10 protein-coding genes are annotated in these 12,732 nt (G+C 66.9%); 9 read left to right on the forward strand and 1 reads right to left on the reverse strand.

Features of this window, described 5'->3' with window-relative positions; translation table 11 throughout:
* Positions 1 to 27: 27 nt before the first annotated feature.
* Positions 28 to 1,014 carry a TRAP transporter substrate-binding protein gene (locus tag AB4Z10_RS23120; RefSeq protein WP_441472746.1) on the reverse strand — a complete coding sequence of 329 codons (987 nt, stop codon included), beginning with the start codon at positions 1,012 to 1,014 and terminating at the stop codon, positions 28 to 30.
* A gap of 159 nt (positions 1,015 to 1,173) precedes the next feature.
* Between AB4Z10_RS23120 and AB4Z10_RS23125 the strand changes: the two genes are divergently transcribed.
* The 9 genes from AB4Z10_RS23125 (at position 1,174) to AB4Z10_RS23165 (ending at position 12,668) form a co-directional block, all read left to right on the forward strand.
* Positions 1,174 to 1,863, forward strand: coding sequence for a GntR family transcriptional regulator (locus AB4Z10_RS23125; RefSeq protein ID WP_441472747.1), 690 nt, complete (start codon positions 1,174 to 1,176; stop codon positions 1,861 to 1,863).
* Between the two features lie 161 nt (positions 1,864 to 2,024).
* On the forward strand, positions 2,025 to 3,029 hold the full coding sequence (locus AB4Z10_RS23130; protein WP_441472748.1) for an HlyD family secretion protein: 1,005 nt from the start codon (positions 2,025 to 2,027) through the stop codon (positions 3,027 to 3,029).
* Positions 3,026 to 5,758 (forward strand): ribosome-associated ATPase/putative transporter RbbA, encoded by a 2,733-nt coding sequence (rbbA, locus tag AB4Z10_RS23135; protein WP_441472749.1) that lies wholly within the window; start codon positions 3,026 to 3,028, stop codon positions 5,756 to 5,758. Before AB4Z10_RS23130 ends, rbbA begins: the two co-directional genes overlap by 4 nt.
* A gap of 1 nt (position 5,759) precedes the next feature.
* Positions 5,760 to 6,893, forward strand: a complete 1,134-nt coding sequence (locus AB4Z10_RS23140) for an ABC transporter permease (protein ID WP_441472750.1) — start codon at positions 5,760 to 5,762, stop codon at positions 6,891 to 6,893.
* A gap of 36 nt (positions 6,894 to 6,929) precedes the next feature.
* Positions 6,930 to 8,822, forward strand: a complete 1,893-nt coding sequence (locus AB4Z10_RS23145) for a heavy metal translocating P-type ATPase (RefSeq protein WP_441472751.1) — start codon at positions 6,930 to 6,932, stop codon at positions 8,820 to 8,822.
* Positions 8,823 to 8,905: 83 nt separating this feature from the next.
* Positions 8,906 to 10,027 carry an alpha/beta fold hydrolase gene (locus tag AB4Z10_RS23150; protein ID WP_441472752.1) on the forward strand — a complete coding sequence of 374 codons (1,122 nt, stop codon included), beginning with the start codon at positions 8,906 to 8,908 and terminating at the stop codon, positions 10,025 to 10,027.
* A 51-nt stretch (positions 10,028 to 10,078) separates the two neighbouring features.
* The gene (locus AB4Z10_RS23155) at positions 10,079 to 11,026 is read left to right on the forward strand and encodes a bifunctional enoyl-CoA hydratase/phosphate acetyltransferase (protein ID WP_441472753.1); all 948 of its coding nucleotides are present in this window, start codon (positions 10,079 to 10,081) and stop codon (positions 11,024 to 11,026) included.
* Entirely contained in the window at positions 11,023 to 12,129 is a 1,107-nt protein-coding gene (locus AB4Z10_RS23160) for an acetate/propionate family kinase (RefSeq protein WP_441472754.1), read from the forward strand. The genes AB4Z10_RS23155 and AB4Z10_RS23160 overlap by 4 nt, the downstream gene beginning before the upstream one ends.
* 23 nt (positions 12,130 to 12,152) lie before the next feature.
* Complete coding sequence (locus AB4Z10_RS23165) at positions 12,153 to 12,668, forward strand: protein-tyrosine phosphatase family protein (protein ID WP_441472755.1); 516 nt, start codon at positions 12,153 to 12,155, stop codon at positions 12,666 to 12,668.
* Positions 12,669 to 12,732 lie beyond the last annotated feature (64 nt).

Below are 12,732 nucleotides of genomic sequence, written 5' to 3' on the forward strand. Positions count from 1 at the left end.
TTTTGGCCCGCCCCGCCTGATTGAGGCTCAGTTCACCGCCTGAATGGCGGCAACCATGTCCTTGAGCTTCGGATCGGTGACGAACTTGTCGTAGACCGGCTTCATCGCGTCGATGAAGGGCTGCTTGTTGACGGTGTTGATCTGGGCGCCGCCGGCCTTGACCTTCGCCTCGGACGCCTTCTCGCGGGCGTCCCAGAGCTCGCGCATCTTGAGGACCGATTCCTTGGCCGCAGCCTTGATGCTCGCCTGGTCCGCCGCGTTGAACTTGTCGAAGCTCTTCTTCGACATCACCAGCGCCTCCGGCGACAGCGAGTGCTCGGTCACCGAATAGAACTTCGAGACCTCGAAGTGGCGGGTCGATTCATAGGACGGCCAATTGTTCTCGGCGCCGTCGATGACGCCGGTCTGCAGCGCGGAATAAACCTCGCCGAAGGGCATCGGCGTGGCGTTGGCGCCGAGCGCCGAGACCAGCGCGACGAACATGTCGGACTGCTGGACGCGGATCTTCATGCCCTTCATGTCGGCAGGGCTGTTGATGGGGCGCTTCGAATTATAGAACGAGCGCGAACCGGAATCGTAGAGCGCGAGGCCGATCAGGTCGTGCTTGTCGAACTCCTTCAGCAAATTGTCGCCGATCGGCCCGTCCATGGCCTTCCGCATGTGGTCGACCGAACGGAAGATGAAGGGCRGGGACGGAATGTTGGTCGCCGGGATCAGGTTGTTGAACGGCGCCATGTTGATGCGGTTGATGTCGATGACGCCGAAGCGGGTCTGGTCGATCGTATCCTTCTCCTGGCCGAGCTGGGCGGAGTGGAAGACGTTGATCTTGATGCGGCCCTGGCTGCGCTCCTCGAGGAGCTTGCCCATGAAGCGGACAGCCTCGACGGTCGGGTAATCGGTCGGATGGATGTCGGCCGAGCGCAGCGTTACGCTCTGGGCGAGGGCGGAGGTCGCCGCGGCGGCCGAGAAGGCCAGTGCGGCGGTATAGGCAAGGAAACTGCGGCGTGCGGTCATGGTGCGTTCTCCCGTGGTTTCGAAGGCCTCGCCGTTTCCCGGCTTGTTCGCTGGCCCGCCGAACGTAAGCTTGCTGCCCGCGCCCCGTGCTCGGTTGCGGCAGTGATTGTATGGTAGTATGTTGTTGTATGGTACGCAACAGGCCCTGGAGGTTTTGACTTGAGCCTTTCGTTGGCGTCTCCCGCCTCTTTCCCGGGCGCTTCGGCGGCCGCGCGTGTCGAGGCCGAGCTGCGCCGCGCGATCATCGCGCTCGAATTGCCGCCCGGCACGCGCCTGTCGGAGCAGGAGATTGCGCTGAAATACGGCGTATCGCGTCAGCCGGTGCGCGAGGCGCTGATCGCGCTCGCCAAGACCCGGCTCGTCGACATCCAGCCGCAGCGCGGCACGGTCGTGGTCAAGTTCTCGGTCCGCAAGATGATGGAGGCGCGCTTCGTGCGCGAGGCGGTCGAGGTCGCGATCGTGCGCGAGGCCTGCGTGGCCTTTTCGGCCCAGAGCCGGCAAAGGATTTCCGATCTCCTCGACGTCCAGGAGAAGGCGGCTCAGCGTGACGACCACAGCTCCTTCCAGCGTTATGACGAGCTCTTCCATGTCGAGTTGACGGAAGGCGTCGGCATGCCGCTGGCCTGGGAGGCGATCCGGGACATCAAGGCGCATATGGACCGGGTCTGCCAGCTGACCTTGCCGGGGCCCGACGCGATGCTGCCGCTGGTCGAGCAGCATCGGAGGATCATGGCGGCGATCGATGCCGGCGACGCTGCGGCGGCCGAAGCGGCCATGCGCCACCATCTGACCGAAATCCTCCGCGCCTTGCCGAAGACCGAGGTTGCGCACCCCGACCTCTTCGAATAGCGCGCAGCGCGTCCGATCACGGGGCGGCTCAGCGGCATCGTGCCGCGTTTTCGCGCACGGCTGAAAGCTGCGTCATGCGCATGGCTCTCGCGGGCGGCTTCTTGCATGCTATGAAAGCCGCTGAGCTCAATGTTCCATGCTTGTTCCGTTGGAGACGCTCCATGCGCTTCTGTCGCGTAGCCTTCGCCGCTGCCCTCGCTGCATCCCTGCTATCCCCGCCTCAGGCGCAGGCGCAGGCGCGGTTGAAGGCGCTGATCGAAAGACTGCGCGGCGACACGATGCCGGAGGGGATCGTCAAGACCAACGGGCGCATCGAGGCGACGCAGGTCGACGTATCTTCGAAATATGCCGGCCGCCTGGCGGAGGTCACGGTCAAGGAAGGCGATGAGGTCACCGCCGGCCAGGTGGTCGCCCGCATCTCGTCGCCGGAATACGAGGCCCAGCTGCGGTCCGCGCAGGCGCAGGTGCTGCGGGCCCGCCAGGCCCTTGCCGAGGCAGAGGCGCTCATCGCCCAGCGCAAGAGCGACCAGATCCTCGCCAGGACCGATGCCGAGCGTGGCAAGGAACTGGTTGCGAAGGGCTATCTCAGCAAGCAGGTCGACGACCAGCGTTCTGCCAAGGCCGATGCCGCCGATGCCGCGCTGCGGGCTGCCCAGGCGCAGCGCGACCAGGCCCAGTTCGCGATCCATGCCTCCGAAGCGGATGCCGAGCAGATCAAGGCGATCCTCGTCGATCTCGTGCTCGTCGCGCCGCGCAGCGGGCGCGTCCAATACCAGCTCGCCCGAACCGGCGAAGTGGTCTCGGCCGGCACGCGCGTCATCACCATCCTCGACCTGTCGGACGTCTACATGACGATCTACCTGCCGGCGGCGCAGGCCGGGCAGCTCGCGCTGGGGGATGAGGCGCGCATTATTCTCGATCCCGTGCCGCAATATGTGATTCCGGCGACGGTCAGCTTCGTCGCGGCCGACGCGCAGTTCACGCCGAAGGCCGTCGAGACAGCCGAGGAGCGCGAGAAGCTGGTCTTCCGCGCCAAGCTCCAGGTCGATCGGGATCTGCTCGCCAAATACCACCGGCAGGTGAAGACCGGCGTGCGCGGCCTCGGCTTCGTTCGCACCTCTCCCACCGCGAAATGGCCTGACTCGCTGGTCGTGAAGCTGCCATGACGGAGGCCGGGCCTGCCGCCAGCCTCGTGGGCGTCACGCACCGCTACGGCAAGGTGACCGCCCTCGATGCGCTGACGCTCGAAATCCCGTCCGGCCGCATGATCGGCGTGATCGGGCCGGACGGTGTCGGCAAGTCGACGCTGCTCGCGCTCATCGCCGGCGTGCGGGCGATCCAGCAGGGCAGCGTGCACGCGCTCGGCGGCGATCTCGGCGTCAAGGCGGAGCGCGAGGCCCGGCGCGGGCGCATCGCCTATATGCCGCAGGGGCTGGGCCGCAATCTCTATCCGACACTCTCGGTCTTCGAGAACATCGACTTCCATGCGAGGCTTTTTGGACAGGACGCTGCCGAGCGCCGCCAGCGCATCGACGAATTGCTCACTGCCACAGGGCTCGACCCCTTCGAGAGCCGCCCTGCCGCCAAGCTCTCCGGCGGCATGAAGCAGAAGCTCAGTCTCTGCTGCGCGCTGATCCACGATCCCGACCTGCTCGTCCTCGACGAGCCGACGACGGGCGTCGATCCGCTCTCGCGCGGCCAGTTCTGGGATCTGATCGACACGATCCGCGCCCGCCGGCCGGGCATGAGCGTGATCGTCGCCACCGCCTATATGGAGGAGGCGGAGCGCTTCGACTGGCTGGTGGCGATGGATGACGGCAAGGCGATCGCGACGGGCACGCCCACGGAGCTACGCCAGAAGGCCGGGCAGTCCACCCTGGAAGCCGCCTTCGTCGCCCTGCTGCCTGAAGCCAAGCGCGCGCAGCACCGCGAAGTCGTGCTCAGGCCGCGGGTCGTGAGCGACGACGCGACGCCGGCGATCGAGGCAGAGGGGCTGACGCGCCGTTTCGGCGATTTCGTCGCGGTCGATCATGTCAGTTTCCGGATCGGCCGCGGCGAGATCTTCGGCTTTCTCGGCTCCAACGGCTGCGGCAAGTCGACGACGATGAAGATGCTGACCGGCCTGCTGCCGGCGACCGAGGGCACCGCGAAGCTGTTCGGCCAGCCGCTGGCGGCCGACGACATGGAGACGCGGCGCCATGTCGGCTACATGTCCCAGGCTTTCTCGCTCTACAGCGAGCTCACGGTGCGGCAGAACCTCGTGCTGCACGCCGAGCTCTATCATCTGCCACCGGCAGAGATCCCGGTCCGGATCGCCGAGCTTCTGACCCGCTTCGACCTTGAGAACGTCGCCGACGAGCGGCCCGACAGCCTGCCGCTCGGCATCCGCCAGCGTCTGCAGCTTGCCGTCGCCGTCCTGCATCGACCGGCCATGCTGATCCTCGACGAGCCGACCTCGGGCGTCGATCCGATCGCGCGCGACGCGTTCTGGCGCACGCTGATCGATCTCTCGCGCGACGACGGCGTCACCATCTTCCTCTCCACGCATTTCATGAACGAAGCGGAGCGCTGCGATCGCATCTCCTTCATGCATGCCGGCAAGGTGCTCGCTGTCGGCACGCCGCAGGAGCTGGTGCAGAAGCGCGGTGCCGACACGCTGGAAGAGGCCTTCATCGCCTACCTCAAGGAAGCTGCCGGCATCGAGGAGGCGCCAGCGGAGGCCGCGGTCATCCCGGCGGCCGCGGCCCTGCCGGCGCCACCGGCCCGCCGCTTCGATCCGCGCCGGCTCTGGGCCTGCACCCGTCGCGAGACGATGGAGTTGTTGCGGGACCCGATCCGGTTGAGCTTCGCCTTCCTCGGGCCGTTGCTCCTGATGCTGGCCTTCGGCTTCGGCATCTCCTTCGACGTCGAGAACCTGAAGTTCGCGGCTTTCGACCAGGACGGCTCGATGGAAAGCCGGCAACTGGTCGAGGCTTTCTCCAGCTCGCGCTATTTCGACGAGCAGCCGCCGATCCGTTCCGAGGCGGAGCTGGACCGGCGCCTGAAAAGCGGCGAGCTTCAACTCGCGATCGAGATCCCCCCCTCCTTCGGTCGCGATCTGATGGCCGGGCGGACGCCTGAACTCTCGGTCTGGCTCGACGGCGCCATGCCCTTCCGGGCCGAGACTACCCGCGGCTATGTGACGGGCTTGGCGGCGCAATATGCGCAGGGGTTTGCGGCTGCCCAGTCGGCGTCGAGCCATGCGCCGTCGCCCGTCACGATCGAGACCCGCTTCCGCTACAACCAGGACTTCAAGAGCGCCAATGCGATGGTGCCGAGCGTTATCATGCTGATGCTGATCCTCATTCCGGCGATCATGTCGGCGATCGGCGTCGTCCGCGAAAAGGAAACCGGCTCGATCGCCAATTTCCGCTCGACCCCGATCAGCCGCTTCGAGTTCCTGTTCGGCAAGCAGCTGCCCTATATCGCCGTCGCAATGGCCAGCTTCGTCATGCTGGTCGTGATCGCGTTGACCGTCTTCGAGGTGCCGATCAAGGGCTCCGTCTGGGTGCTGGTGCTGGCAACCCTGCTCTATGTTTCCGCCACGACGGGCTTCGGCCAGCTCATCTCCAGCTTCACACGCACGCAGGTATCGGCCGTGTTCGCCACGGCGATCCTGTCGATCATCCCTGCGGTCAATTTTTCCGGCCTGATGGTGCCGGTCGCCTCGCTCTCGGGCGGCGGCCGTCTCATCGGCATGACCCTTCCGCCGGCCTGGTACCAGCCGGTCAGCGTCGGCGTGTTCACCAAAGGGTTGGGAGCCGCAGAGCTCTGGCCCAACCTCGTGATGCTGGCCTTCTTCTTCCTGCTGTTCCTCGTCGTTGCGCAGCTGGCGCTACGCAAGCAGGAAGCCTGAGATGTCCGCGCTCGTCATCCATCTCCAGAACATCCTGCGCCTCATCGTGAAGGAGCTGCGTAGCCTCCGGGCCGACCCGATCATGCTGGTGCTGGTGGTCTACACCTTCAGCATCGCGGTCTACACGGTCGCCACCGGCGTGAAGCTCGAGGCGCGCGACCTGACCATCGGCATCGTCGACGAGGACCAGTCCGAGTTCTCGCGCACGCTGCTGGGGGCCTTCGGCCCGCCACTGTTCAAGGTCTCCAAGCGCATCGCGGCCAACGAGATCGACGCCGAGATGAATTCCGGCCGCCTGGTCTTCGTGCTGGAGATCCCGCCCAAGTTCCAGGCGGACCTGCAGGCGGGGCGGCAGGCGACGCTGCAGCTCAATATCGACGCCACCGCGATGACCCAGGCGGGCAACGGCGCGGTCTATATCCAGCAGATCATCGCCCAGGAGATCGCGAACCGGCAGGCCGGGCGCGAGACCACCACATCGATGCCGATCAATCTGGTGGTGCGGGCGCGCTTCAATCCCAACCTGGATTCCGGCTGGTTCAGCTCGGTCATGCAGATCCTCAACAATGTCACGCTGCTGACGATCGTGCTGACCGGCGCGGCGCTGATCCGCGAGCGCGAGCAGGGCACGGTCGAGCATCTTCTGGTGATGCCGGTCACGCCGGTCGAGATCATGCTCGCCAAGATGGTGGCGAATGCCCTCGTCATCCTGGTCGCGGCGGTCGCATCGCTCGTCTTCATCGTCGAATGGGCGCTCGGCGTCCCGATCGCCGGCTCGCTTCTGCTCTTCGTGATGGGGACGGCGGTCTACGCCTTTTCCGTCGCGGCGCTCGGCATCCTGCTCGGCACGCTGGCGACGACGATGGGGCAGTTCGGCCTGCTGGCCATCCCGGTCTTCGTGGTCACGCAGTTGCTCTCGGGTGCGACTACGCCGATGGAGAGCATGCCGGTCTGGCTGCAATGGATCATGCAGACCTTCAGCCCGACGCCGCATTTCGTTTCCTTCTCCCAGGGCGTGCTCTATCGCGGAGCGGGGTTCGACGTCGTCTGGCCGGAGATTGCCAAGATCATCGCGATCGGCGCGGCCTATTTCGCCTTCGCGCTCGCCCGGTTCCGCAAGGTGATCTTCGCTTGAGACATACCGGGCAGAGGCGGAACGGGAGCGGCGCCGATGCGTGAGATGGTCGTCCATCTGAGCCTGTTCGCCATAGCATTGGCAGGGGCCGTCGCTGGATTGATCGCTGGCCGCGTCGGCGGCGCATGGTCGCCGGACCTGATCTGGACGGCGGCGACGATCCCCGTCGCCGTGGCGCTGGCGGTCTCGATGCTCCGCGACATGCTGGCCGGACGGCTCGGCGTGGATGCGATCGCGCTTGTCGCGATGGTCGCCTCCATCGCGATGGGCGAGCCGCTGGCCGGCGCGGTCGTCGCCATGATGTATTCCGGCGGCAACCTGCTGGAGGACTATGCCCGCGGCAAGGCCGAGCGCGAGCTCCGCTCGCTGCGGGACCGGACGCCGCGCATCGCCCACCGTCAGGACGCCGGCGGACTCGTCGATATCGCTGCGGAGGACGTGGCGGTTGGCGACGAACTGCTGGTGCGGGCCGGCGAGATGCTGCCGGTGGATGGTGAGCTTCTCGATGCCGCGGCGCGGCTGGACGAATCCGCCGTCACCGGCGAGCCGCTGCCCGAGGCGAAGGCGAAGGGCGAGGCGCTGCGCAGCGGCACCGTCAATGCCGGCGAGGCGTTCCGCTACCGCGCTTCGGCGGCGGCGCATGAGAGCACCTATGCCGGCATCGTCCGGATGGTCGAGGCGGCGCAGACCGCGAAGGCCCCCTTCATCCGCATGGCCGATCGCTTCGCGCTGCTGCTGCTGCCCGCGACCCTGATCGTTGCCGGCCTGGCCTGGTGGCTGTCCGACGATCCGATCCGCGCCCTCGCCGTTCTCGTCGTCGCCACGCCTTGCCCGCTGATCCTGGCGGCGCCGGTCGCCTTCATCGGCGGCGTCTCCCGCGCTGCCCGTGCCGGAATCCTGATGAAGGGCAGCTCAGCGATCGAGGCGCTCGGGCAGGTTCGCACGGCGATCTTCGACAAGACGGGAACCCTGACCGAGGGCGGCGCCCGGCTGGTCGCGTTGGAGTCGGCTCCGGAGATCAAGGCGGACGAAATCCTCCGTCTCGTCGCCTCGCTCGAGCAGGCATCGCATCATGTGCTCGCCGAGACCCTGGTCGCGCTGGCGCGCCAGAAGGCGCTGCCCCTGTCCCAGCCCACCGAGGTGCGCGAATATCGGGGCTCGGGCCTTGAAGGCGTCGTGGATGGCAGGCATGTCCGCGCCGGCTCGCGCAATCTCGTCCTGGGAGATGAGCCCCTCCCGAGTTGGGCGCGGACGGCACAAGCGGGCCTCGACGGCGCCGCTGCTCTTGCCGTCTTTGTCACCCTCGATGGGCAATTCGCCGGTTTCCTCGCCATGGCGGATGCGGTGCGGCCCGACGCGCGCGAGACGCTGGACCGCCTGCATGGTGCCGGGGTCAATCGCATCCTGATGGTGACGGGCGACGATGCCGGTACGGCGGCGGAGGTTGCCGCTCACCTCGCTATCGACGACGTCAAGGCCGAGTGCAGCCCCGCCGAGAAGGTCGCTGCCATCGCGGCGGAGAAGGCTCGTCAGCCGACGATGATGGTCGGCGACGGCTTGAACGACGCGCCGGCGCTGGCCGCTGCGGATGTCGGCGTGGCGATGGGCGCCCGGGGTGCGACGGCCTCCTCCGAAGCGGCCGACGTGGTGATCCTCGTCGACAGGATCGACCGGGTCGCGGAAGCGGTCGTGATCGCGCAGCGGACTCGGGCGATCGCGCAGCAGAGCATCGTCGTCGGCCTCGGCCTGTCCGGGGTCGCCATGGTCTTCGCCGCCTTCGGCTACATTCCGCCCGTCGTCGGCGCGTTCCTGCAGCAGGGCATCGACATCGCGGTCATCGTCAACGCCTTGCGCACGCTCGTCGGCCCGATGGCGCGGGGCCGGACTTTGGAGGTTGCGCGGGCGCCGCGCATCGCAGACGGGGTTTGACCTGTCGCAAGGCTGTCGCGGTTGCCTCGGCAAGATCGGCTGTCTACCTTCCGGGCGCAATCGACAATGCGGGTGTTTCGACCATGGCCACGAGCCGAAACGCAGTAGAGACATCTCGCCAGCCGACGAGTGGCCCCGACGAACTCAGCCTGCCCTGGTTCTGGCCTGTCGACGCCGCCCTGCGCCTGACCGAGCACAATCTCGATTTTCTCTCCGAGGCGGTGAAGATCACCCGCCCGCCGCCGCCGGACTGGGCGACGCCGAACACGGTGCGCCTCGACCTGCCGACGATGCGGCTACGCGAATTCGGCAAGCCGGAATCCGGGGGTATACCCGTCGTGATCGACGCGCCCTACGCCGGACATAGCGCGACCATCGCCGACTACGACAAGGGCCAGAGCCTCGTCGAGACGATGCTCGCGAATGGTCACGACCATGTCCTTGTCACCGACTGGAAGCCGGCGACGCAGGAGATGCGCTACTTCAGCATCGACACCTATCTGGCCGAGCTCAACGCCGCGATCGACGATCTCGGCGGCGTCGTGCATCTGGTTGGCCTCTGCCAGGGCGGCTGGCTCAGCGCGATGCTGGCCTCCCGCTTCCCGCACAAGGTCAAGTCGCTGGTCCTGGCTGGCTCTCCGATCGACGCGGATGCCGGCGATGGGCCGATCAAGCGCATGGCGAAGGCCATGCCGCTGAAGAGCTACCGCGCCATGGTCCGGACGGGCCGGGGCCTGATGCCGGGGCGCTTTATGCTCGCCGGCTGGAAGAACATGCACCCCGACGAGCATTACGTCGACAAGTACGTGCGGCTCTACCAGAACATCGCCGACAAGAACTATCTCGACCGTACCGAGACCTTCGCGGCCTGGTACGAGAACCCGCTCGACCTGCCCGGCGCCTACTACCTCCAGGCCATCGAGCAGATCTTCAAGGAGAATCGCTTCGCCAAGGGCGAGTTCGTCGGCCTCGGCCGGCGCCTGAGCCTGACGGACGTCGCTTGCCCGGTCTATCTCCTCGCCGGTGCCGAGGACGACATCACCACCAGCGAGCAGGTCTTCGCGGCGGAAGACCTCGTCGGCACGCCGAAGAAGAAGATCGAGAAGAAATTGGTGCCCGGCGGCCATATCGGCCTGTTCATGGGCCGCAAGACGCTCGCCGAAACCTGGCCCGGTATCGCCCGCTGGATCGCCTTGCAGGGCTGAGCCGCCCGCACGGTCCGCTTCCCGAAACCCCGCCCTGGAGCCCCTCGCGCCATGACGACGCTGTCCGCTTCCGAATATTTCCAGCTCGCGCTCGGCCGCTGCGAGGATCTTCCAGCTGTGCGGACCGGGGTGGTTCATCCCGTCAAGGCCAATGTGATCGAGGCCGTCGCGGACGCCGTCGCCGAGCAGTTGATCGATCCGGTTCTGATAGGCCCCGCGGAGCGTATCCGCGCCGCCGCGCTGGAAGCCCGCGTCGACATCTCGCCTTGGGAGCTGGTCGACACCGAGCACAGCCATGAGGCGGCGGTGAAGGCCGTCTCGCTGGCTGCCGCCGGCGAGCTCGAAGCCCTGATGAAGGGCTCGCTGCACACCGACGAACTGCTGGGCGCAGTCGTGCACGCCGACTCCGGCCTGCGGACCGAGCGGCGCATCTCCCATGCCTTCGTGATGCATATCGAGAGCTATCCCAAGCCCTTCATCATCACCGACGCGGCGGTGAACATCTCGCCCGACCTCGCGACCAAGGCCGACATCGTCCAGAACGCCGTCAATCTCTGGCATGTCGCGCTGAACGGCGTCGACGAATTGCCCAAGGTGGCGGTGCTCGCGGCCGTCGAGACCGTCAACCCGCGCATGTGCGCCACGCTCGATGCCGCCGCCCTCTCGAAGATGGCCGATCGCGGCCAGATCACCGATGCCATCGTCGATGGGCCGCTCGCCTTCGACAACGCGATCAGCGCTGCGGCCGCGAAGGAGAAGGGCATCGTCTCGCTGGTGGCGGGGCATGCCGACATCCTGATCGTGCCCGAGATCGAAGCCGGCAACATGCTCGCCAAGCAACTCACCTTCCTCGGCGGCGCCGATGCCGCCGGGATCGTGCTCGGCGCGCGGGTGCCGATCATTCTGACGAGCCGGGCCGACAATCTGCGGGCGCGCCTGCTCTCCTGCGTCCTGGCGGTTCTTCTGGCTGATGCGCGGCGTACGGGGCGGATCAAGTGATCGACACCATTCTTGTCCTCAACGCCGGCTCCTCCAGCCTCAAGTTCCAGGTCTTCCGCAGCGACGACCTCAGCGTGCTTGCCCGCGGCAAGGCGGTGCGCCTCGGCGAGCCGGAACCGGTCCTGGATGCGAGCCTCGCGGATGGTCCGCGCGAGCGCATCGCGCTGCCGCAGGCCTGCGATCACAACACGGCGCTCTCCGCTGTCCTCGCCTTTGTCGACCGCCATGACGATGGCTGGCGGATGAAGGCCGTCGCACACCGCATCGTCCATGGCGGCGAAAACTATGCCGACCCCGTCGTGGTGACGCCCGAGGTCTTTGCCGCGCTCGAAGCACTCGCTCCGCTGGCGCCGCTGCATCAGCCGCACAATCTCGCTGCGGTGGCCGCAGCCCGGCGCCTGATGGGCGAAGTGCCCAATATCGCTTGCTTCGATACGGCCTTTCACGCCCGGCACGATGCGCTGACCCACAATTTCGCGCTTGAACAGGGGCTGCGCGACAAGGGCATCCGCCGCTACGGCTTCCACGGCCTGTCCTATCAATGGCTGGAGATGGTGCTGGCCGAGCGGCATCTCGATCTCCATGCCGGCCGCGTCGTCGCTGCCCATCTCGGCAACGGTGCGAGCCTCTGCGCCATTCGGGGTGGCCGCAGCATCGACACGACCATGGGGATGACGACGCTCGACGGGCTGCCGATGGGCACGCGTTGCGGCGCGCTCGACGCTGGCGCGGTGCTCTACATGTTCCAGGGTCTGGGCATGAGCGCTGAAGAGGTTTCGACCGCGCTCTATGAGCGCTCGGGCCTGCTCGGCCTGTCCGGCCTCTCGAACGATGTCGAGACGCTGCTCAACAGCGACGATCCCCGCGCGCGTTTCGCCCTGGATTATTTTGCGCTGAAGGTCGCGCAGTTCAGCGCGGCAATGGCGGCGGCGATGGGCGGCATCGACGGGCTGGTCTTCACCGGCGGCATCGGGGAGCATGCCGCACCCATTCGCAACGCGATCCTCGATAGACTCACCTTCCTCGGCGATTTCAAGGTTCTGGTGATCCCGGCTAATGAGGAGAGGGTCATGGCCGTTCAGGCGAAGGCGCTGCTCGCCTGAACGATAGAACGAGGGAGGCTGGGATGATCAGCACCCGAACAGGCTTCATCCGACGCGTCGATCTGCCGGCCGGGATCGCCGGCGCGCTCTGGCTCGGGCCGATGCCGGGCCGGCTGAGGCCGCTGGCGGATGACCTCGCTGACCTGACGCAGCAAGGGATCACCCGCATCATCTGCCTGACGCCCGCGGAAGAGATCAGGCTGAAGTCGCCGGACTACGCCGCGCGGCAATCCGATCTCGGCATTCCCGTCACGCGCTTTCCGATCGGTGATTTCGGCGTTCCCGACGATGGCGGCGGCCTGAAGGCTCTTGCCGAGGAGGCCGCTCGGGACCTGAATGCGGGGAGGGAGCTGTTCGTTCACTGTGCAGCCGGCATCGGCCGGACCGGGATGGTCGCGACCTGCATCCTGGTCGCGCTCGGCCTGAGCGGTACGGAGGCCGTTGCGGCCGTAGCCGCCGCCGGCTCGGGGCCGGAGACGGAGGTTCAGCAGCAGATGGTCGCGCGCTATGCCGAGGAGGCGGTGCATTCCGGCCCCTGAACCGGGCGCTTGCTGCGTTTTGATCGAAACGCATGTCATCCCGGGTCAAGCCCGGGCCGGCGGC

It is taken from the genome of Allobosea sp. RAF48 (assembly GCF_052114025.1).
Lineage (GTDB): Bacteria > Pseudomonadota > Alphaproteobacteria > Rhizobiales > Beijerinckiaceae > Allobosea.

Coding starts and splice junctions, on each gene's coding strand:
- AB4Z10_RS23130 (WP_441472748.1), top strand. CDS start 2,025: ATGCGCTTCTGTCGCGTAGCCTTCGCCGCTGCCCTCGCTGCATCCCTG.
- rbbA (WP_441472749.1), top strand. CDS start 3,026: ATGACGGAGGCCGGGCCTGCCGCCAGCCTCGTGGGCGTCACGCACCGC.
- AB4Z10_RS23140 (WP_441472750.1), top strand. CDS start 5,760: ATGTCCGCGCTCGTCATCCATCTCCAGAACATCCTGCGCCTCATCGTG.
- AB4Z10_RS23145 (WP_441472751.1), top strand. CDS start 6,930: ATGCGTGAGATGGTCGTCCATCTGAGCCTGTTCGCCATAGCATTGGCA.
- AB4Z10_RS23150 (WP_441472752.1), top strand. CDS start 8,906: ATGGCCACGAGCCGAAACGCAGTAGAGACATCTCGCCAGCCGACGAGT.
- AB4Z10_RS23155 (WP_441472753.1), top strand. CDS start 10,079: ATGACGACGCTGTCCGCTTCCGAATATTTCCAGCTCGCGCTCGGCCGC.
- AB4Z10_RS23165 (WP_441472755.1), top strand. CDS start 12,153: ATGATCAGCACCCGAACAGGCTTCATCCGACGCGTCGATCTGCCGGCC.